Raw genomic sequence first — 20,479 nt, 5'->3', positions numbered from 1 at the left:
GTGGTGGAACTCCTGGAGCGCGGCCGGCGCGGGCCCGCGGCGCGGCCCGGGCCGGCCGGCCCGGGGTCCGGACGCGACCTGTGGGCGCGCCTGGGTGCCGAGGGCGCCCTGCGCGGGATCTACCGGGAGGGTCGGCCCGAACGCGGGGTGGTCCCGGGCCGGTTCGGCGACCTGATCGCGCGCTGCGAGGCGGAGGAGGGCGCCGGGCCCCTGCTGTCGGTCTGCGTCCAGGCCGCCACCGTGCTGCCGCTGCTGGCGGAGGCGGGCCGGCGCGGGCCGGCCGCGGCGGACGTCGCCCGGCGGATGCTCGACGGCCGGGCCGTCGTGGCGCTGGCCGCCACCGACAGCGGCCCCGGCTCCGACCTCACGGCCCTGGCGACACACGTCGAGGAGACGGACGCCGGGACGGTGCTGCGCGGCGCCAAACGGTGGATCACCAACGCGGTCCACACCGACCTGCTGCTCGTCCTGGCCCGCCGTCGTCCCGGCCCGCACTTCACCAACTTCACCTGGTACCTCGTGAGCGCCGACGACCCGCGGGTGCGGATCGAGGCGGCGCCGGGCCCGTACTTCGCGGGATCCGGCACCGGACACGTCCACCTCGACGGCGCACCGGTGCTCGCGGACGGGCCGGTCGGCGGCGCGGGGCGCGGGCTGGCGCTGTTCGCCCGGCACATCGCGGTGGAACGCCTCGCCGGCGGCCTGTGGGCGGCGGCGGCCTGCCGCCGGGCGCTGGCCGACACCCGGGACCGGCTGGCGGAACGCGGCCTGTGGGAGCAGCCCGCGATCCGCCAGCGGCTCGCCGCCGCCCTGGTCCGCACCCGCCAGCTGGAGGCGCTGGTGGAGGCGCTCGGGACCTCCGTGGCCGCCGGGCACGACCACGCCGGTGCGGCGCTGGTGAAGGCGGCGGCCGGGGAGACGGCCGACCACGTCCTCGGGGTCTGCGCGCAGCTGTGCGGTGCGGACGGCTTCGCCGCCGCGGGCATGCAGCACCGGCGTGCCGAGGCCGCGCTGTTCGGCATCGCCGGCGGCAGCACCGAGACCGTGCTCGCCTCCGTCGCCGACCAGGCGGAGGCGCTGCTGTCCCGGTCCCGCGAGGCGGCGTCGTGACCGTCGTCCCGGTCCTGGCGCGCCCCGGCGCCGCGGTCCGGCCGTCCGGTCCCGTCACCGTCGAGGCGGCGCCCGGGGTGTGGGTGGCCTGGGCGCGCGGGGCCGCTCCGAGCACCCACCCGGCCGACCTGGCGGACGTGGGCGGCCGGCCTCGGTGGCGGCGCCGTCAGTCCCTCGCCGCCCGGGGACTGCTGCGCACCCTGCTGGCCGAGGTGTGTCCCGGGACCGAGGACGTCCCGCTGACCGCCGGCGTCCGCGGCCGGCCCGGGCTGGAGGGGCTGCCCCATCTGGGCGTCAGCCTCTCCCACGACGGCCCGGACGGCGCCTCGGCCGACACCGCGGACGATGCCTCGGGCCACGCCCCGGGCGGTGTCCCGGCCGGCGCAGCGGAGGATGTCTCGGGCTACGGCCCGGGCGGTGACCTGGTGGCCGCCGCCGTGGCCCCCGGCCGGCGGGTGGGCGTGGACGTCCAGTTCCCGCCCGGGCCGGACCTGCCGCCCGGCCTGGTCCGCCGGTGCCTGCGCGCACGCGCCGCCGAGCTGTCCTCGCTGCCGGCCGACCGCCGCGCCCTGGAGTTCGCCTGGGTGTGGACCGTGCAGGAGGCCTGCGTGAAGGCCGACGGCACCGGCATCGCCGGCCGCCCGTGGTCCCTCGACATCCCGGTGCGACCCCGCACCGGCACCCTGGGCGATCTCACCTGGATCGCCCTGCGTCACCTCAGCGTCCTTCCCGTGAGTTGTGCCTTTGGAGATCTCCGTGCCCGCTGAACCGCTGAGCTGCTACACCACCAACCTCAAGGAGCACCTCCGTCTCACCGACCCCGCTGCCGAGCGGCGGCTGGCGGCCGGTTTCTCCCTCTCCGTCCGCCGCGACGGTCTCGACGGCACCTTGGCCTTCAGCCACCACGAGCGGGTGGCGCCCGACTTCGGCTACCGCGGCGCGCGCCGCTGGGAGGACGCCCTGTCCGCCCTGAGGCGCGAGTTCGCCCGCCGGGGCGACGTCCTCGCCGTGGCCGACTGCCGCAACCTGCCGTGGAGCCCGTCCCACCTGGTGCGCGACGTGCCGCACTGGTTCCGCCTCGCCGCCCGCGACGGCGACCGCTGGCTGGTCGTCGACGACTTCGACGCCCTGCTGCCCGAAGGCCATCAGGCCCCGTACCGCGGCTGGGTCGACGAGGCCGGACTGCGCCTGCTGCTCGCCCCGTTGCCGGGCCTGGACACCGTGCTGCACCAGCGGGACGTGTACGCCCTCGGCGGCGGCCCCGCCTGGGTGCCGGACCCGGGGAACCACCGCTGGCTGGAGCACGGCGCCGGCCGCTTCGATCCGTGCCCCGGCGACTGGGTCCACGGCACCGCCGCCTCGCTCGCCCTCCTGCGCGACCTGCTGCCCTCCGACCCGGAGGCGCTGGTCCGCTACGCCGAGGACCTCTGGGCCGCGGCGCGCCACCACCAGTACCTGCACCGCGCCGAGCCGGCGACCGCCGCCGCGTGGGGCGAGCTGTCCCGCTCCCTGCGCTACGCCGCCCAGTCGGCGGCACGCGGCAGGCCCCGCGCCTCGCTGGTGCGCACCGCCTTCGACCGCATCCTCGCCGCGATCGGTCCCGACGCGGCCGCCGCCCGCCCCGCCGCCGTGAGCGCGGGAGCGGCCTGGTGACCGCCCGCACCGGGGAGCACCCCGGCACCCTGCACGCGTGGTTCGCCGCATCGGCCGCGCGCCACCCCGACCGCGTCGCCCTGGAGGCCGACGGGCGGGTCCTGACCTACCGCGAACTCGACGAGTACAGCGCCCGTGTCGCGGCCGGCGTCCTCCGGGCCTGCCCCGGACCGCCGCGCCGCGTCGGTCTGCTGGCCGGCCGGCGGCCCGCCACGTACGCCGGCTACCTGGCCGTGCAGCGGCTCGGTGCCACGGTCGTCCCGCTCAACACCGCCTGGCCCGGCGCCCGCAACGCCTCCGTCGCCCGGCGTGCCGGGCTGGACCTGGTGCTGACCGACGGGACCGGCGAGGCGGGCGGGCCGCCGGTGCCGCTGCTCGACCTGGCCGACGCGGCCGAAAGCGCCGCCGACGGCACGGCTCCCCGCGCCGGGGAACCGGGGGCGCCCGCCTACATCCTGTTCACCTCCGGCAGCACCGGCGCCCCCAAGGGCGTACCGATCCTCCATGACAACGTCGCCCCGTACCTCGCCCATGTCATCGGCCGCTACGAGGTGGGGCCCGGCTCCCGGCTCTCCCAGACCTTCGACCTCACCTTCGACGTCTCGGTGTTCGACCTGTTCACCGCGTGGGGCGGCGGGGCCACCCTCGTCGTGCCGAGCCGGGACGAGATCCTGGCGCCCGTACGGTTCGTCAACGACCGTCGCCTGACCCACTGGTGCTCCGTCCCCTCGGTGATCTCCTTCGCCCGGCGGATGCGGGCGCTGCGCCCCGGTGCCATGCCGGGGCTGCGCCACAGCCTCTTCGCGGGGGAGCCGCTCACGCTCCAGCAGGCCCGGGCGTGGCAGGCGGCGGCGCCGTCGTCGCGGCTGGAGAACTTCTACGGCCCGACCGAACTGACCATCACCTGCTCGGAGTTCGGTCTCGGCACCGACATGGACGACTGGCCCGCGACCGCCAACGGAACGGTGCCGATCGGACAGGTCTACCCGCACCTGGAGCATCGCGTCCTCGACGCCGCGGGGCGGCCGGCGAAGGAGGGGGAACTGTGCGTGCGCGGCCCCCAGCGCTTCCCCGGCTACCTGGACCCCGCCGACAACGCCGGACGCTTCTGGGACCTGGACGGCGACCGTCCCGCCGACCCCTGCGACCCGGCTTCGGCGCCGCCCGGGCCGGCCGCCCGGCGGACGGACGCGGTCCCGGCCCGTATGTGGTACCGCACCGGCGACCGGGTCCGCGGGAGCGGCCGGGACGGACTCCTCCACCTCGGCCGCCTCGACCACCAGGTGAAGGTCGACGGTTACCGCGTCGAACTCGGCGAGATCGAGTCCGCGCTGCGCGACCAGCCCGGCGTGCACGACGCCGTGGTCCTCGCGCTGCCCACGGCGCACGGCGGCACGGAACTGCACGCCGTGTGCACCGGTGCCGAACCCGAACCCGGGACACTGCTCGCCGCGCTCCGTGACCGGCTGCCCGTCTACATGGTCCCCGCCTTCCTCCACGTCCGTCCCGAACTGCCCCTGAACGGCAACGGAAAGACGGACCGGGCGGCCCTCGCCGCCCTGCTGCAAGACGCCCCCGCACTCACCCCGGTCAAGGAGCCCCGATGGCGAGAAACCGCCCCGGCCCGCCCGTAGTCCTCGTCGGCGCCCGTCCCGTGGAGGGCCACGCCACCCTGACCCGCCTGGGCATCCCCTTCGTCTGGATCGTCGATCCCGGCGAGCCCCTGCCGCGGCCGGGCCCCGGCGTCCTCGCCGTGCACCGCGCCCCCTACCGCGACGACCCGACGTCCCCGCTGGAGGCGCCGCTGCCGCGCGACACCGCCGCGGTCCTCTCCTTCACGGAGTTCGGACTGCTTCCGGCCGCCCTGCTCTCCGAGGCGCTGGGGCTGCCGTCGGTGTCCGTGGGCGCCGTGCTGCGCACCCGGGACAAGCTCGTGATGCGCCGGGCACTGCGGGGCGCCTGTCCCGGTCCCGCCTTCGGCATCGTCGGCGAGGACGAACCGGAGGCGGATGCCTTCCCCCTGGTCGCCAAACCCGTCCGGGGCGCCGGCAGCCGGGGCGTGCGCTACATCGCCCGGCCGGCCGACTACCCGGCCCTGCGCGAGGAACTCCGCGGCCTGCTCTGGGAGCGTTACGTCAGCGGCCCCGAGTACAGCGTGGAGGCCGTGTCCGGCGAGGACGGCCACCGCGTCCTCGGCGTCACCGCCAAGCGCACCAGCGGGCCGCCGCGCTTCATCGAGACCGGTCACGAGGCCCCGGCCTGCGTCGACCCGGTGGTGCGCGGCCGCATCGAGACATGCGTACGCGACTGCCTCGACGCCCTCGGTGTCGACCGGGGCGCCAGCCACACCGAGGTCAAGGTCGAGGACGGCCGGGTGCACGTGATCGAGACGCACACCCGGGCCGGCGGCGACCGCATCCCGTTGCTGACCCGGCTGGTCACCGGGCTCGACCAGTACGAACTGGCCGTCCGCTCGGTCCTCCCCGGCGCGGTCGCCGCCGAGCCGCGTCCGCGCTTCGCCCACGCGGCCGTCCACTACTTCCCCTGGGAGGACGCCGTCCTCGCCGGCCACGCCGATCCGGAGCGCTGCCGGGCCCTCGACGGCGTGGTGGAACTGGAGGTGCGCGCGCGTCCCGGCGACCGTCTGCCGGTCTGGCGGCACAGCCACGAGCGTCCCGGGCACGTCGTCGTCGGGGCCGGCAGCCGCGACGGACTCCACGCGCGGGTCCGGGCCGTGGAGGAGGCGCTCGGCCCGGTCCTCCACCGTGCGTCCGATCCCGTCTCCCCCGCGCCGCCCCCACTGCTACCGACTTCCTGAGGAGTCTTCCCATGGGCCTTCCCGCACCCGCCGCCACGTCCCTGCCGCCGGCCGCCGGCCCCTCCGGCAGCGGTCCCGAGCACCGGCCGCGCGCCGACCGCGACGCCTTCCGCGCCGCCATGACCCACCTCCCCAGCGGCGTCAGCATCGTCACGACGCAGAGTCCGGACGGCCCGCTGGGCTGCACCGTCAACTCCGTCGTCTCGCTGTCCGCCCAGCCGCCCTCGCTGCTGGTGTCGCTCGCGAACACCAGCCGTACCCTGCTCCACGTCCTGCGCACCGGCGGCTTCGCCGTCAACGTCGTCTCCTGGCGGCAACGGGAGCTGTACCGCCGCTTCGCCCAGGGAGACCCCCTGCGGCGCTTCGACGGCGTCCCGCACACCGTCCGCGACGGCCAGCCCGTGCTGGCCCACACGTCGGCCGTGTTCACCTGTGTCGTCGAACGGTCGATCGAGGTGGGCGACCACACCCTCCTGGTGGGCGTCCCCCTGGAGGCGTCCCACGACGGGGACGCCCCTCCCTTGGTCCTCCACCGCCACCGCGCGCACCGGCTGGACCCGTACGCGTGACGCCTGCCGCAGTCGGCCGTCGCCGGGGCTGGGCGGGGAGTGGCCGAGCGTGTCCTGGTCCGCGGACCGGCCGGCCGGGGGGGCAGAGCCGCAGCAGTCAGGCTCTCGCACCACGGGCGATGCGGAACAGAACATTCGGACGCAACGGTCCTTCCGGTACGGCGGGATCGTCGAAGTCGCCGGCCGGGTCCCGGGTCATGCCGATCCTCCGCATCACGGCCTGGGAACGGAGGTTGGCGGACGTCGTCACGGCGAGGATCTCCGGAAGCCCGAGCGTGTCGAAACCGTGGGCCACGACTGCCAGCGCGGCCTCGGTGGCGTAACCCCGGCCCCAGGCCGAGCGGGTGAGCCGCCAGCCGATCTCCACTCCGCTGAACGGCATGCCGTCATCCACCCGGTCCAGGCCCGCGAAGCCGATGAACTCGCCCGCGTCCCGCACCTCGACCGCCCACCATCCATAGCCTCGCCGGTCGAACTCGGCCTGGAACCGCGCCACGGAGGCATCGCTCTGTTCACGGGTGAGCAGGTCACCCAGGTGCTCCCGGACCTCGGGATCGGCGTTCATCGCCGCCCACGGTTCAAGGTCGCAGTCGCGCCATCGACGCAGGACGAGGCGATCGGTACGCAGTTCAGTCATGCTGCCCAGCCAACGTGAACTCGTCCCCCCGAGGCAATCCCCTCGACGCGGGGCGAGGCCGGGTCCCGACGTCGATGAGCACCGCGCCGTAGACCCGTCCTTCGCGTGTGGCGTACTCGCCGACACCAACCACCCTCGAGGCCGCCTGATGGGAGCGGCAGCGCGTCCGACGGACTGTTCAGTAGAGCGGGAAGGCCCAGCCGCCGGGGTACCAGGGTTCGCGTTCGCCGCGGAAGGCCGCCGAGGCTCGGGAGAGCGCGCCGCGCCGCAGTTCCTCGACGAGGCCGGCGGCCGCGAGGACGGCCAGCGAGGTGCCGCCGAGGAAAGCGGCGCCGAGTTCCGCCGCCGTCAGGCGTAGGTCGGCCGGGGCGGTCGTGGGTTCGCACAGAACGTTCCCCGCTTCCGCCTGCAGCCGGTGGCGCCCGCTGTTCCACGGGCAGAAGTCGTCGCGCACCTCCAGCACGAGGTCCAGCGGAAGGCTGTAACTCCGGCCGGCCAAAGCCCTGCCCACGTCGGCCGGCCGCAGCCACAGGCGGTCCACCGGCGCCGCCTGGACCGCCCGGGGTTCGACGAGCAGGTGGGGCAAGGGCTCGTCCAGGGCGCCCTCGTAGTCGATCCGGGTCACCAGGTCGATCCCGGCGAGGAAGCGCCACAGCGCCGCGTACGCCCGGAGCGAGCACGCCGCCAGCTCCACCACTTCCACCGTCCCGGTACTGCCACCGAGCCCGTCCGGCGCGGAGCCGTGCCGGTAGAGCGCGTAGCCGGTGGCATGCCCGTCGCGCTCCTCGTGCACGGCGAACCGGAGCGAGGTGGCGCCACCGCGCCGGTGCGGATGGTCGGCGAGGCGCACCGCCCAGTGGGCCGCCCGCCGGTCGGGCCAGCCGACCGTGGTGGCGCGGACCCGGTCGTAGATCTCCTCGAGGACGGGGCGGGCCTGGACGGCGTGGCGCAGCCGGACGGTTCCGTCGCCGAAGTCGGTGTCCGGGCGAAAGCGCATGGCGCGCCGGTCACAGCGCATCCGGTTGCCGGCCGTCGCGGGGCCATAGCCGTACCGTCCGTAGATGCCGGCCTCGGAGGGACGGAGCGCGGCGACCGGCTCGCGCCGCCGCTCGTGCAGGTCGGTCAGCTGGGCGCGCATCATCGAGGTGAGGATGCCGCGGCGGCGATGCGTCGGGGCCACGCCCACGGAGGCGATTCCCGCCACCGGCAGGACGCCCCCGGGCACGGTCAGGGACCGGCTGTAGACGGAGGCCCCGGCGACCGGCTCGCCCTCGTCGAAAACGGCCAGGGTGCGGGTGAGATCCGTCGCGGCCCGCTGTTCGGCGAGCTCCTCGTCCGACCGGTCCAGGCCGTATGTGTCGGCGATCATGCGCGCCCAGGGAACGAACTCCTGCTCGGCGACACAGCGAAGCTGGAACTGGGAAGTGGTCACCGGACATGTGTACAGCACATCCGACCGCTGCCTTCCCACCGGCAAATAGATCGTCAAATGCCGTAAGGCGGCAGCGGGTTGGAAGAACCCTGCCGTTTCCACACCCGCCACCACAGGTCAATCCGCCATTTTGTCGAAGAAGGCAGGGGGCTACTCGACCAGCAAGATCATTCACCTTCGGTCCGCACCTGGCTAGCGTCCTTCGCAATCACTGATCCGTGCAGCTCGGGGGCCTGTGGCACGGGGTCCCGGGGCGCGAAGGAGGGAGTCAGGCATGGCTTTGAACGCACAGGGCTTCGCGATCATCGAGACACCGGAACCGGACGAGTACACCCTCGCCCAGTTCGAGAACCTCCCGCTCGACCCGTACACCGGCTCACAACAGCGCTACCGCCGCTTCTCGCAGTTCCGGCTGGTCCACGACGGCGAGTGGAAGCTCGAGCTCCTGCCGCACCGTCATTTCGCCCAGCCCCGCCAGTACAACGACCTGGTCGGCGGCCGACTGCGCACCCTGGAACCGCTGACGGTGGACCCCACACCGCTGATCGCGGCCGGTGCGGAGGCCCTGGATCTGGACAAGGGCACCGTCTGGCAGCTGAACGTGCACCAGTGCCGGGTCGTGTCCACCCCCGAGGTGGAGGGGGTGGCGGCCCCCGAGGGCCCGCACCGCGACGGCCACCACTACGGCATCGTCGCCGTGACCCGGCGGCACAACATATCCGGCGGCGAGACGCAGTTGATGCCGCTCGGCGGTGGTGAGCCGTTCTTCACCACCACTCTCCAGGACGGCCAGGCGATCTGTTTCGACGACCGGTTGATGTTCCATCACGTGACCGACATCGAGCACCTCAGCGAGGAGGGCGGCCACCGCGACGTGTGGCTGGTCGCGGTGAACCCGTGGGAGCACCGGCGCTACGGCGAGGAGTACGAGGCCGAGGTCCTCGCGAGCAACGGCGAGGCGTGAGATCCGTGACCCACACCGTTCTCGACAGCCCGCCCGCCGCCACTTCGGGCACGGCTGCCGTCTATGACCGCATCGGCGTAGGCTACTCCGCCGTCCGCCGCCCCGACCCGCGCTGGGCCGCGCTGATCCGCGAGTCCCTGGGCGAGGCGCGTACGGTCCTGAACCTGGGAGCCGGTTCAGGCGCGTACGAGCCGGAGGGCCTGCAGGTGATCGCGGTCGAGCCCTCACGGGAGATGCGCGCCCAGCGGGGCGCGGGCAGCGCCCCCTGCCTGGCGGGCCGCGCGGAGAACCTGCCCTTCGACGACCGGACCTTCGACGCGGCCATGGCCGTGCTGACCGTGCACCACTGGTCGGACCTGGAGGCCGGGATCGCGGAACTCCTGCGCGTGGCCGACCGGTTCACCGTCGTCACCTACGACATGGACGTCCAGGCCGACTTCTGGTTCACCCGGGACTACGTACCGGAGATCGCCGACGCCGAGCGTTCCCGGGTCCCGTCGCTGGAGCGGCTCACCACGTTGCTCGGCCCGTGCGAGGTCGTGGAACTGCCCGTCTGGCACGACTTCACCGACGGCTTCATGACGGCCTTCTGGCGGCGACCGGAGGCCTACCTGGAGCCGGCCGTCCGGCGGGCCTGCTCGGCGTTCGCGCTGACCGACCCGGCGGCCGTCGAGCGCGGTGTGGCCCGGCTGCGCGCCGACCTCGCCTCGGGCGCGTGGCAGCGCCGTTACGCCGACCTGCTGGAGCGCGACCACATCGACGCCGGGTTCCGGCTGCTGACGGGGACCGCGCGCGACGCCGCGGCCGGGACGGAGGCCGCGTCGTGAGCCGCCTCGCACGGGACTCCCGGACCGCCGACTGGGACTACGGCCGCCTGGTCGACATCGCGGGCCGGCACGGCACTCCGCTACAGGTGCTGGATGCCGGGCGGCTGGACGGCGCGGCCCGCGAACTGCTCGCGGCCCTGGACTCGTTGCACAGGCCCACCCGGGTCTACTACTCGGTGAAGACCAACTACCTGCCCTATCTGTGCCGGCGGCTCGCCGGTCACGGCATGGGCGCCGACGTGGTCTCCGGTTACGAGCTGGACGCCGCGCTGGCCGCCGGATTCCCGCCGGAGGCCGTCGTGTTCAACGGCCCGGTGAAGACCGAGGAAGAGCTGGCGGCGGCCGTACGGCACGGAGTACGGGTCAACATCGACGGCGAGCAGGAGATCGAGACGCTTCAGCGGCTGGCCGCTGCCGCCGGGCGGACGATCGAGGTCGGCATCCGGATCTCCCCCGGGCTGCCGCTGTCGACGTCGCCGGACCCGTCGTACCGGGCACTGGCCGAACGGGCCGCCCGCCGCAACCGCTTCGGCTGGCCGGCCGGCTCCGCGCAGCTCGCCGGTCTCGTCGAGCGCATCACGGCCTGCCCCCACCTGTCGCTGACAGCGGTACACGCCCACCTCAGCAGTCAGATCGTGCACCAGGAGCTGATGGTGGCCGCGCTGGAGCCGATCCTGCGGGAGGCCGCGGCCCTGCACCGCACGGTCGGGCTGCGCGAGGTCAACATCGGCGGCGGCTTCGGCGTCCCGGGCATCCGCCGCCCCCGCACCGGCCCGCTCACGGCGCTGTGGGGGCAGCAGGGCGGCACCCCGTTGCCGGATCCGGAGCCGGTGCTGGACGTGCCCGGGCTGCTGGCCGACGTGGACAAGCGGCTGCGGGAGGCGGGGCTGGCCGACGTCGTCCTGGCGTTGGAGCCGGGGCGCTGGCTGGTCTCCGACGCGATGGCGATGGTGACCCGGGTGGCGTCGCGCAAGGAACTGCCGGACGCCCGCTGGCTGATCCTGGACGGCGGCAACAACGTCGCTCCCTGGACGGGCAGCGGCGAGGAGCACCGCCTGGTGCCGCTCGGCCGTGCCTACGCGCCGACGACCGCCGCGTGGTCGGTGGCCGGACCGTTGTGCTATGAGAACGACATCCACGCCGCCGCCGTCGACCTGCCCGAGGACATACGGGTCGGTGACCTGCTGTGCCTGCACGACACGGGCGCCTACTCGCTCGGCCGGAGCAACAACTTCATCCGGACCAGGGCCGCCGTGGTCGCGCTCGACGGGGACCGGGAGGAACTGGTCTGGCGGGCGGAGACGGGAGCCGATGTGTTCCGGCTGGCCGACCCGGGTGTCCGACCGTCCGAGTCGTCGTGATGTTCAGGAGTTACGCGGAGCTGCTGAGGCTCCCCGGCGCGAGTGCGGCGGCGGTGCCCGCCGCGCTCGCGCGCCTGGCCGGCACGATGGTGCCGCTCGCCCTGCTGCTGGCCCTGGTCCAGTCGGACCGGTCCGTGGCGGTGGCGGGTGGCGCCGGAGCGGTGTACGCCCTCGGCAGCGCCGTGGGCGGCCCGTTCATCGGCCGGCTGATGGACCGGCGCGGGCCGGCGCCCGTATTGCGGATCACCGGGCCGCTGTCCGGCGCTCTGCTGGTCGCCGCCGCGCTGGGGGCGTCCCGCGCGCCCATCGGCATCCTGTTCGCCGTGGCCTGCTGCGCGGGCCTGGCCACGGCTCCGGTGGGTGCGTCGGCGCGGGCGATGTGGCAGGACCTCACCGACGACGAGGATCTGCGCAAGCGGGCCTACACGTTCGAGTCGACCCTCAGTGAACTGCTGTTCGTGCTCGGGCCGTCGGTGGTCAGCGCGCTCGGCTGGCTCCTCGGGGCCCGCACCGTGCTGCCGGCCACCGCCGTGCTGCTGGGGGCGGGAGCGGTGGGCTACGGGCAGGCGGGCATCGTGCGCCGACGCGCGCCCGTGCCCCGCCGCGCGCCGGGCCGGGACACCCGGCGCGGTGCCGCCGCGCTGTCGGTGCTCGCCGCGATCGCCCTCACCGCGGCCCTGTCCAGCGCACTGGCGGTGGCCGTCACGGCGACGCTGCGCGCTCAGGGATCCGCGCCCGAACTGGCCGGGTCGCTGGTCGCGTTGCAGTCCGCGGGCAGCGTCGTGGGCGGTCTGCTCTACGGCGCCCGAACCCGCGGCGGCAGCACCTTTGGCCGGTACGTACGGCTCCTGGTGGTCCTGACCCTCGCGCTGGCCGTGCTGCCGTCGGCCGCCCTGGCCCACCGCGCGGGCCTGCCGGCGGCCTGGACGCTCGTCCTGCTGGGCGCGCTGCTGGCGCTGAGCGGGCTTCCCATGGCCCCCGCCGGCGCCGAGGAGTTCCAGCTGGTCGGCGACATGACGGCACGTCACCGGATGACGGAGGCGTTCGCCGGCGTGGGCAGTTTCATCGCCGTGGGCGGTGCGCTGGGCTCCGCGCTCACCGGTGCGGTCGCCGACAGCGCCGGCCCCGTCGCGGCCCTCGGCCTGCCCGCCGCGTGTACGTCGGCCGCTCTGCTCCTCACCCTGGCCGCCCGGCGGCCGATCGCCGCGGCCGTCGCCGCGGCCCGTGACGAAGACCGCGTCCGCTGCGCGACGCCCGAATCCGAAAGGCACAGCCATGAGCACTGAACCCGGTGTTCTCGCCGTCGTCGAGAGCCAGTTGTCGAACTTCGGCCTGACCCCCCTGCGGGCCGCCCACGAACTGGGCTTCCACACCGTCCTGGTGAGCAACGACCCGGACCGCTACCGTGTGGTCAGCCTGGCCGAGGAGGTGTACGCCAAGCACCTCGACGAGGTCGTCACCACGGACACCAACTCTGTCGACGCGGTCGTCGCCGCGCTCGCCCCGTTCCACGCGGCGGGCCGGCTGCGCGGGGTGATGACCGTCACCGACTACAACATCCCGATCGTCGCCGAGGTCGCCGCCCGCTTCGGTCTGCCGGGGCTGTCCCCCGAGGCGGCCCGCACCTGCCGGGACAAGCTGCTGATGCGCGACGCGTGCCGGGCGGCCGGTGTCGCGGTGCCGGACTACCACCAGGCGACCGGGGAGGCCGACGCGCTGGACGCGGCCGGCCGCTTCGGCTACCCCTGCGTGGTCAAGCCGATGACGGAGTCCGCGAGCATCGGCGTCACTCTGTGCCGCACGCCCGCCGAGGTGGTGGCGGCCTACCGCGACCTGACCGCGAGCCCCACCGACTTCCGCGGCCAGCCGCGCCGTCCGGGCGTACTGGTCGAGGAGTACCTGATCGGCTTCGAGGTCAGCGTGGAGTCGGTCCTCGTGGACGGCGAACGGCACGTCCTCGGCGTCACCGACAAGGCACTCGGCCCTCACCCCCACTTCGTGGAGATGGGCGACACCTTCCCCTCGATGCTGTCCGAGCCGGTCCGCCAAAGCTGCGCCGACCTGGCCCGGCGCGCCCTGGAGGCGGTCGGCCACGACTTCGGGGCCGCCCATGTCGAGGTGAAGGTGACCGCCGAGGGACCGCGGATCGTGGAGGTCAACGGGCGCATGCCCGGTGCCGAGATCACCCAGCTGATACGCGAGGCGACGGGCCTCTACCTGCAGCGGGAGGTCGTCCGGCTGCACGCCGGGCAGGCCGCCGACCTCACCCGCACGCGCGAGAACGCCGCCGCCTCCCGGTACCTGGCCGCGCACCGCACCGGTACCCTCGCCCGCGTCGAGGGCGTGGACCTGGCACGCCGCGTCCCGGGCGTGGCGGAGGTGGACCTGGAGGTCCGCCCCGGGGACCGGGTACGGCCCGCCGAGTCCAACCTGGACCTGCTCGGGTACGTCGTCGCCGTGGGCGACACCACCGGCGACGCGGTACGCCGCGCCGAGTCCGCGCTCGGCCAGCTCACCCCCGTCTTCGCGGCCGACGAGGACGAGCGGTGACAGCCGCCGCGGCGAAAGACACCTCCGCGTGGGAGGTGGCCGTGCACCGGGACCTGGCGGAAGTCGACACGGAACGCTGGGACGCGCTGTTCGGGCCGCGGGGCTTCTACTCGACGTCCCCCTGGCTGCGGCACGCCCAGGCGACCGCGGCCACTCCCCCGTACTACTTCACGGCCGTGCGGGACGGCGAGCCGCTGGCGGCTCTGCCCGCCTACCCGCTCGAGGCCGGCACACCGTACGTCTTCTGCGCTCCCGGACGGGTGGTCACCTCCCTCCACGAGCGGCTGACCGGGCGCGGTGCCGACTGGACCGACGCGCTCATGCCCGCGCTGGCCTGCGGCGGCCGCAATCCGTCGCACACCAAGGCCGGCGTGCGCCCCGGACTGCCGCCCGAGGAGCAGCACGCGGTGCTTCGCCGGCTGGTCGCGACGGCGGAGGACGAGGCGTGGCAGGCCGGCCTCGACGCGGTCTCGTTCCTGTACGTCGACGAGGACGACACCCCGCTGCGCCAGGTCCTGGAGTCCGGGCGGTACACCGCCCTGCCCGGGCAGACCGCGTATTCCCTCCAGGTGCCGGCCGACGGGGACTTCGGCACGTACCTCGCCCGGTTCCCCTCCCGGCACCGGGTGAAGATCCGCAAGGAGGTCCGGGTGCTGGCACAGGCGGGCGTCACCTACCGGACCCGGCCCCTCACCGAGGAACTCATCGAACGGATCGCCCCGCTGGAGACGGCCCTGTATGCCAAACACGGCACACCCGCGGACGCGGCGGCCTTCCTCGCGGTACTGCGCAGCGTGGCCGCCCACGCCGGTGCGGCGGCCCGGGTCACCACCGCCCACCTGGACGGTGAACTGGCGGGTTTCGTGCTGACCTTCACCCACGACGGGCAGCTGTACGCCCGTCAGGGCGGCTTCGACTACGCGGCGAAGGGACGGCTGCCGCTGTATTTCGGCCTCGTCTACTACGAGTTGCTGCGTCTGGCGATGGCCGAGGGCCTGACGCACATCCACTACTCCACCGGCTCGGACACGGTGAAACTCTCCCGGGGCTGCACCCCGGTCCGCCAGTTCGCGTACGTCAAGGCACGCCGGGAGGACCTCACGCGACGGCTGGCCGAGCTGGCCGAGCTGGGCGTCTGAGAGCAGACCGGCCCTTCCCGGCCGTCGCCCGAAGCGGCATACCGCTCGAAGTGCCCGGCGGCTGCCTGGCAGACGCGCGGAGTACCCGCGTGCTCCCCCGCGAGCGCGCGGGTCCGCCGTGCGAACGCGACGGCACGGCGGACTCGTCCGCGAGCCGGGCGCCGAGGCCGGCAACGTCACCGCTCACGACGCTCGCGATGCCGAACCGGCGCGGCTGTCCGTCTCATAGGCTCGGCAGGACATCACGCAGCACCTGTCCGCGGAGGAGCCTTCTCATGACCCGCTACTGTGTCGAGCCGGACCGGCACGAGTTGATCGCCGCCTGGGGAACGGGCGAAGGCGACCTGGCCGCCTGCGTCGCCACCCTGCCGGCCGGCGCCGGCGTCGGCAGTCTCCTCGCTCTGGCCCGGGCACTCACCCAGCTCTCCAGCGCCGCGTGGCGCACCTACACGCATCCCGCCAGTGCTGCCGACTCCTTGGAACCCAACAGCGACGGCTGGCGCCGCGAGGAGGAGCGCAAGGGATTCGGCGGGGTCGTCGAGGCGATCACCCGGCCGAACCTGCCGAGCGGCGGCAGCATGGTGGTCTCCTACAGCGGCCTCCTCGAATCCGCTCACCGGGTCGGGCGGGCCCTGCACAGCCTCGGCGACCCGCACCTCGTGAAGGCCATCGCCGCCGAAGCCGCCGTGGAACTCGCGGCCGTGGAGAGCGCCGAACTCGGTGACCTCGGCGGCCGCGCCCAACAGGCCGTCCTGCTCAGCCGTGAGGACGCCTCTCCCGTCCAGGTCGCCGCCGCCGACGACCTCCTGCGGCAGGATCCCTTCGGCCCCGACGAACTCTTCATCGGCATCGATCCGACCGCGGCCGCGGTCGCGGCGGCCCACTGGCTCGCCGCCGCGGCCGACGTGGCCTCGCGGGCATCCGGGCTCGACCCCGCCCAGGTAGTCCTCGAGGCCGACAACATCGAGGCCCTCCCCCACGAGACGCCCACCCTGGTCCTCGGCCTCATCAACGACGGCGTCGCCCCGCACGACGCCGTCACCAGCCTTGTCCGCCACGCCATGCACGTAGCCGACGGTGTGCTGCCCGACCCGACGGCACTGCGGGAACAGCTCGAGGACCTGGAGGAGACACTCGCCGAGTACACCGGCGACGACGAACCCGACCTCGGCGATCTGGCTCTGCGCCTGACTCCCCTCGATCCCAGGCGTCCCGCACGAGATCTCCTCGAAGACCTCCTCACGGGCATCCACGGCTGCTGGCTCCTCCACAGCGAGTACGACGACCTCGGCCATGACGAGGAGACCGGCACCGACGACGTGGAGGAATGGGACGACGAACAGGCCGAACATCACCAGAACCGCAGCCGCGAACGCTTCGCCCAGCTCGTCCGGGACACCGCCGCCCACCACCGCGACCGGCTCGTCTGACCCCGCCCGCCGGCGCCCGTGGCCGGCACCCGCCGACTGCGACGCCTCGGGCAGCCACAGCGGCGGCACCGCTTCCCGCGCCGCACGGCCGGCCACTCTCGCGGTGACGGAGCGGGTCCGGGTGCCGTACGCGTCCGTGCGGCGAACCCGTCACGGACATCCACCAGGCGCACACGGCCCGGCAGCGAAGTACGGACCGGGCACCGGCCGCGCCCAGGGTGCGGGAGCCGAGGGGCCGTTGCCGCCTCGGCGACCTCACATCAGCACGGCGAGCGTCCCCCAGCCTCCCCCCTTCCGGCGGGTCTCGACCGCCTGCGCGATCCGCTCGAAGGGCAGGGACGTGGTGCGCAGGGCGAGCCGTCCGTCGGCCAGGTCGCGAAGGAGCCGGTCGAAGACCTCGGCGGGCACACGGCGGCGGACCATGTTCATCGGCAGCAGGGCGATGTCCCGGGCCATCAGGGCGGGCAGGTCGACGCGGAGGGTGGTGCCGGCCACGTAGCCGATCAGGACAGCGCGCCCTCCGGGCCGCATGGCCTCGAGGAAGTCCGGGACGGTGTTCCCGCCGACGGTGTCGAGCAGGACGTCTGCCTCTTCCTTCCCCGCGGCCTCTTCGGGGGCCGGACGGACCAGGATCTCGTGCGCGGCCTCGGGGACGGCACCGGCCGCGTCCTCGTCGCGGACCACCGCGACGACGTAGGCGCCGGCTCGCGCGGCCAACTGCACGCAGAGAGAGCCGACGGCGCCGGCCGCGCCGGTCACCAGCACCCGCTCCCCCTTCTTGACCCGGCCCACCGCCTCCACCGCGGCCCATGCGGTGGTCGTCGGCGAGTAGCAAGTGGCGGCGAGCGCGGCATCCACTTCCCGGGGGACCTCGCGGACCGCACCGGCCGGGACCGCGACGCGCTCGCCCCAGGTACCGTCCCGCTCCAGCCCGATGCCGCCGCCACGCACCAGCACCCGGCGTCCGAGCAGTCCGGCGCCGCCCTCGACGACGGTGCCGACTCCCGCCGTGCCGGGGGTGAACGGCAGTGGGGGCCGGTGCGCGAAGGTACCGGTCATGACGGTGAGGTCGAGATGGGTTACGGCGGCGGCCTCGACTTCCACGATCACCTCGCCGTCCCGCGGCGGTGCGGGATCCGCGATCTCCTCCGGGCCGGGTGTGGTGTTCCAGGTGTGCAGACGAGCGGCAAGCATGACGTACTCCGAGGGTCGGTCGTGTACGGGGTGTCCTCCCAGGGGAGCACCGCGACGACACCAAGGGCCACTACCGCCACAAGCCGAAAATGCCCGCGTTTGCAAGCACCCGGGCAAGGGGGTCGTGTGCGACGCCCGCGCTTGCGACGGCAGTCACCCGCTCCGGTACGGCGACTCGTCCGCGGCAACGGGACGCGCCGCAGGCACATCGCTCCGGCCCCGCCGTGCGCCGACGACGCACGCGCCCCGTCCGGCGACGTCGGTGGACACCCCGTGGTCTGCGTGCCGCCCGAGCGAGGTCGCGGGCTGCCGTGTCCACGCGGCCGGTGACCGAGGCGCCTCCGAGCCGGAGCCCGCCTCGGCGGTGCAGACACTCAGCCGCCTCGCCGGGGAGGGTGAGGGCGGCGACCGTTCCGTGCCCGCAGGCGGGCAGTTCTCCTTCCGTGGTGAAGGAGCGCGGTTCGGCCGTGCCACCGGTGCGACGCACGTACACGGCGTGCGAGGTGCCCTGCGCGGCGGGGATCCGGCGCCGTCCGCCGTCGCCCCGCGGCGCGTCGTTGTGAGGATGCCGTGGTGACCGAATGGCGACCTGTCGCCGCGTCCCCGCTCTCTCTACTCTCCCGTATCCATGACCACAGGACACCAGGGAACGACCCGCAGACGGTTCCTCGCGGGTGCCGGAGGCACGGCGGGCGCCCTCGCCCTGTCCGCGGGTACGGTCCAGGCCGCTGCCACCGCCCCCACCGGCAAGCACGTCGCCGTCCTCGGCGGCGGTGTCGCCGGACTGAGCGCCGCCCATGAACTCGCCGAACGCGGCTACACCGTCACCGTCTACGAGTACTACGACGTGCTCGGCGGCAAGGCGCGGTCGATGGACGTACCGGGCACCGGCACCGGCGGCCGCAGGCCCCTGCCCGGCGAACACGGCTTCCGCTTCTTCCCCGGCTTCTACCGCAACCTTCCGGACAGCATGCGCCGCATCCCCTTCCCCGGCAACGCCGACGGCGTCCACGGCAACCTCCGCAACGGCACCGAGGCGCTCTTCGCCCGGGAGGGCGGCCGACCGGACCTGCACTTCCCCCTGCGGCGGGTGACCACCCCGCCCGCGCCCGGCGACATCACCCCGTCGTGGATCCGCGACCAGATCCTCTCCGTCCTCGACCTGGGCAGCCGGCTGCCCGCGCACGAGGCCGCCTACTTCGCCGGCCGGGTCCTCGTCCACCTCACCAGCTGCGACGCGCGCCGCGAGGACCAGTGGGAGAAGACCCCCTGGTGGCACTTCATCCGCGCCGAGCGGATGAGCGAGGAGTACCGCACGCTCCTGGGCATCGGGCAGACCCGCAACCTCGTCGCCACCCGCGCCGAGGTCGCCTCCACCCGCACCGTCGGCCGCGTCATCATCGAGGCACTGCTGCTGTGGGGCCTGCTGGGCCGCGGCATGGACGGCGACGCGGACGTCGACCGGGTGCTCAACGCCCCGACGAGCGAGGCGTGGATCGACCCCTGGTCCGCACACCTGCGCTCGCTGGGCGTCCGGTTCGTCCTCGGTACCGAGGTGCGGGAGGTGCTCTACGACGGCGGGCGCGTCACCGGCGTGCGGGTCTCGGCCCGTGACGGGAGCGGCGAACACACCGTCACCGCCGACCACTACATCTCCGCCATGCCCGTCGAGCACGCCCGGCGCACCTGGGGTGCCGCGCTACGCGCGGCCGACCCGCGGCTCGCCCGGTGCGACGCGCTGCAGACGGACTGGATGACCGGTGTGCAGTTCTATCTGCGCACGCCGACGCCCGTCGTCCACGGGCACATCAACTGCCTCGACTCGCCGTGGTCGGTGACCGCGATCGGGCAGGCGCAGTTCTGGGACGTACGGAACTTCCCGGAGGACTACGGCGACGGACGCGCCCGCGACTGCCTGTCGGCGATCGTCTCGGAGTGGGACAAGCCGGGGATCCTGTACGGCAGGACGGCCCGTGAATGCACGCGCGAGGAGATCGTCGAGGAGTGCTGGGCGCAGTTGAAGGACGCCCTGAACGACGCCGGCAGGACGACGCTCACGGACGCCGACCGGATCGCCTGGTTCATGGACCCGGCCGTGACAGGACTCGGCGGCCCCGACCCTCGGAACCGCGAGCCACTGCTGGTGCATCCCGCGGGCACGCTGTACAACCGTCCGTCGGCGAAGACCGCCGTGCCGAACTTCTTCCTCGCCGGGGACTACGTCCGCACGGACGTGGACCTGGCGACGATGGAGGGCGCCAACGAGTCGGCGCGAAGGGCCGTCAACGCGCTCCTCGACCGGGACGGCTCGTCCGCCGAGCGGTGCCGGATCTGGGAGCTGTACCGCCCCGCGGAGCTGGAGCCCCTCAAGCGCGTCGACGAGCTGCGCTACCGGCTGGGCCTGCCCAACACCTTCGACCTGGGATGAGCGGACAGGCCACCGCGGGCCTCCACGGCCTCCGACAGCCGCACACCCCGGTCCCGTTGCGTGTGGGTTCACTCTCCCGGCTGCCGGGGCGAAGTGCCCGAGACGGCTTGTGCGCACAGGTGTCGTGACACGACCAGCCCCGGACGGGAGGCCCAGGTGCCGCGCGAGGGCGTCGCGCACGGGTACACGCACGCGATCCGGTGAAGCGTGGCCGCGATGCCGCCGACCGCGGTGGCCTCCGCCATCCCGGTCACCGCCCGGGCGGCCGGCCACGGCCGGGGGGGGGGGGGGGGGGGGGGGGGGGGGGGGGGGGGGGGGGGGGGGGGGGGGGGGGGGGGGGGGGGGGGGGGGGTGGGGGGGGGGTGGA

17 protein-coding genes are annotated in these 20,479 nt (G+C 74.3%); 14 read left to right on the top strand and 3 right to left on the bottom strand.

What is annotated here, in order from left to right:
• Genes ACZ4W9_RS26880 through ACZ4W9_RS26855 form a run of 6 tightly spaced genes read left to right on the top strand, consistent with a single transcriptional unit; the run spans position 1 to position 6,150 of the window.
• Entirely contained in the window at positions 1 to 1,110 is a 1,110-nt protein-coding gene (locus ACZ4W9_RS26880; protein ID WP_467940180.1) for an acyl-CoA dehydrogenase family protein, read from the top strand.
• Positions 1,107 to 1,877, top strand: coding sequence for a 4'-phosphopantetheinyl transferase family protein (locus ACZ4W9_RS26875; protein ID WP_467940089.1), 771 nt, complete (start codon positions 1,107 to 1,109; stop codon positions 1,875 to 1,877). The genes ACZ4W9_RS26880 and ACZ4W9_RS26875 overlap by 4 nt, the downstream gene beginning before the upstream one ends.
• Positions 1,867 to 2,763, top strand: coding sequence for a hypothetical protein (locus ACZ4W9_RS26870; RefSeq protein WP_467940087.1), 897 nt, complete (start codon positions 1,867 to 1,869; stop codon positions 2,761 to 2,763). Before ACZ4W9_RS26875 ends, ACZ4W9_RS26870 begins: the two co-directional genes overlap by 11 nt.
• Positions 2,760 to 4,397, top strand: coding sequence for an AMP-binding protein (locus ACZ4W9_RS26865; RefSeq protein WP_467940086.1), 1,638 nt, complete (start codon positions 2,760 to 2,762; stop codon positions 4,395 to 4,397). Before ACZ4W9_RS26870 ends, ACZ4W9_RS26865 begins: the two co-directional genes overlap by 4 nt.
• The gene (locus tag ACZ4W9_RS26860) at positions 4,367 to 5,581 is read left to right on the top strand and encodes an ATP-grasp domain-containing protein (RefSeq protein ID WP_467940084.1); all 1,215 of its coding nucleotides are present in this window, start codon (positions 4,367 to 4,369) and stop codon (positions 5,579 to 5,581) included. Before ACZ4W9_RS26865 ends, ACZ4W9_RS26860 begins: the two co-directional genes overlap by 31 nt.
• An 11-nt stretch (positions 5,582 to 5,592) precedes the next feature.
• Positions 5,593 to 6,150: a flavin reductase family protein gene (locus ACZ4W9_RS26855; protein WP_467940082.1), complete on the top strand. Its 558-nt coding sequence runs from the start codon at positions 5,593 to 5,595 to the stop codon at positions 6,148 to 6,150.
• Between the two features lie 97 nt (positions 6,151 to 6,247).
• On the opposite strand, the gene ACZ4W9_RS26850 is transcribed toward ACZ4W9_RS26855, so the two are convergent.
• Positions 6,248 to 6,787 carry a GNAT family N-acetyltransferase gene (locus tag ACZ4W9_RS26850; RefSeq protein ID WP_467940081.1) on the bottom strand — a complete coding sequence of 180 codons (540 nt, stop codon included), beginning with the start codon at positions 6,785 to 6,787 and terminating at the stop codon, positions 6,248 to 6,250.
• A gap of 178 nt (positions 6,788 to 6,965) precedes the next feature.
• Positions 6,966 to 8,219 (bottom strand): GNAT family N-acetyltransferase, encoded by a 1,254-nt coding sequence (locus ACZ4W9_RS26845; protein WP_467940080.1) that lies wholly within the window; start codon positions 8,217 to 8,219, stop codon positions 6,966 to 6,968.
• A gap of 274 nt (positions 8,220 to 8,493) precedes the next feature.
• Here ACZ4W9_RS26845 and ACZ4W9_RS26840 point away from each other — a divergent pair, with 274 nt between their 5' ends.
• The 7 genes from ACZ4W9_RS26840 to ACZ4W9_RS26810 all read left to right on the top strand — a co-directional run bounded on the left by ACZ4W9_RS26840 (position 8,494) and on the right by ACZ4W9_RS26810 (position 16,490).
• Positions 8,494 to 9,183 (top strand): 2OG-Fe dioxygenase family protein, encoded by a 690-nt coding sequence (locus tag ACZ4W9_RS26840; RefSeq protein ID WP_467940078.1) that lies wholly within the window; start codon positions 8,494 to 8,496, stop codon positions 9,181 to 9,183.
• 5 nt (positions 9,184 to 9,188) lie between these two features.
• Positions 9,189 to 10,010 (top strand): class I SAM-dependent methyltransferase, encoded by an 822-nt coding sequence (locus tag ACZ4W9_RS26835; RefSeq protein WP_467940077.1) that lies wholly within the window; start codon positions 9,189 to 9,191, stop codon positions 10,008 to 10,010.
• Positions 10,007 to 11,371 carry a diaminopimelate decarboxylase family protein gene (locus ACZ4W9_RS26830; protein WP_467940076.1) on the top strand — a complete coding sequence of 455 codons (1,365 nt, stop codon included), beginning with the start codon at positions 10,007 to 10,009 and terminating at the stop codon, positions 11,369 to 11,371. Before ACZ4W9_RS26835 ends, ACZ4W9_RS26830 begins: the two co-directional genes overlap by 4 nt.
• The gene (locus ACZ4W9_RS26825; protein ID WP_467940178.1) at positions 11,371 to 12,657 is read left to right on the top strand and encodes an MFS transporter; all 1,287 of its coding nucleotides are present in this window, start codon (positions 11,371 to 11,373) and stop codon (positions 12,655 to 12,657) included. Before ACZ4W9_RS26830 ends, ACZ4W9_RS26825 begins: the two co-directional genes overlap by 1 nt.
• Positions 12,647 to 13,921, top strand: coding sequence for an ATP-grasp domain-containing protein (locus ACZ4W9_RS26820; protein WP_467940074.1), 1,275 nt, complete (start codon positions 12,647 to 12,649; stop codon positions 13,919 to 13,921). Before ACZ4W9_RS26825 ends, ACZ4W9_RS26820 begins: the two co-directional genes overlap by 11 nt.
• Positions 13,918 to 15,060 (top strand): GNAT family N-acetyltransferase, encoded by a 1,143-nt coding sequence (locus ACZ4W9_RS26815; RefSeq protein ID WP_467940072.1) that lies wholly within the window; start codon positions 13,918 to 13,920, stop codon positions 15,058 to 15,060. Before ACZ4W9_RS26820 ends, ACZ4W9_RS26815 begins: the two co-directional genes overlap by 4 nt.
• A 275-nt stretch (positions 15,061 to 15,335) precedes the next feature.
• Complete coding sequence (locus tag ACZ4W9_RS26810; protein ID WP_467940071.1) at positions 15,336 to 16,490, top strand: hypothetical protein; 1,155 nt, start codon at positions 15,336 to 15,338, stop codon at positions 16,488 to 16,490.
• Between the two features lie 255 nt (positions 16,491 to 16,745).
• Here ACZ4W9_RS26810 and ACZ4W9_RS26805 read toward each other — a convergent pair whose 3' ends face one another.
• Complete coding sequence (locus ACZ4W9_RS26805) at positions 16,746 to 17,684, bottom strand: quinone oxidoreductase family protein (RefSeq protein ID WP_467940070.1); 939 nt, start codon at positions 17,682 to 17,684, stop codon at positions 16,746 to 16,748.
• Positions 17,685 to 18,312: 628 nt separating this feature from the next.
• On the opposite strand from ACZ4W9_RS26805, the gene ACZ4W9_RS26800 reads away from it, so the two are divergent.
• A complete protein-coding gene (locus tag ACZ4W9_RS26800; protein ID WP_467940068.1) occupies positions 18,313 to 20,112 on the top strand; it encodes a hydroxysqualene dehydroxylase in 1,800 nt (599 codons plus the stop codon).
• Positions 20,113 to 20,479: the final 367 nt, after the last annotated feature.

The sequence above is a fragment of the Streptomyces sp. NPDC029296 genome (assembly GCF_055569255.1).
This window is presented reverse-complemented; position numbering and strand designations above follow the sequence as displayed.

Bases quoted from the DNA above. Each gene is read 5' to 3' on its own strand.
- ACZ4W9_RS26805 (WP_467940070.1), bottom strand. From the start codon at position 17,684: ATGCTTGCCGCTCGTCTGCACACCTGGAACACCACACCCGGCCCGGAG.
- ACZ4W9_RS26855 (WP_467940082.1), top strand. From the start codon at position 5,593: ATGGGCCTTCCCGCACCCGCCGCCACGTCCCTGCCGCCGGCCGCCGGC.
- ACZ4W9_RS26820 (WP_467940074.1), top strand. From the start codon at position 12,647: ATGAGCACTGAACCCGGTGTTCTCGCCGTCGTCGAGAGCCAGTTGTCG.
- ACZ4W9_RS26825 (WP_467940178.1), top strand. From the start codon at position 11,371: ATGTTCAGGAGTTACGCGGAGCTGCTGAGGCTCCCCGGCGCGAGTGCG.
- ACZ4W9_RS26800 (WP_467940068.1), top strand. From the start codon at position 18,313: ATGACCACAGGACACCAGGGAACGACCCGCAGACGGTTCCTCGCGGGT.
- ACZ4W9_RS26810 (WP_467940071.1), top strand. From the start codon at position 15,336: ATGACCCGCTACTGTGTCGAGCCGGACCGGCACGAGTTGATCGCCGCC.
- ACZ4W9_RS26860 (WP_467940084.1), top strand. From the start codon at position 4,367: ATGGCGAGAAACCGCCCCGGCCCGCCCGTAGTCCTCGTCGGCGCCCGT.
- ACZ4W9_RS26840 (WP_467940078.1), top strand. From the start codon at position 8,494: ATGGCTTTGAACGCACAGGGCTTCGCGATCATCGAGACACCGGAACCG.
- ACZ4W9_RS26850 (WP_467940081.1), bottom strand. From the start codon at position 6,787: ATGACTGAACTGCGTACCGATCGCCTCGTCCTGCGTCGATGGCGCGAC.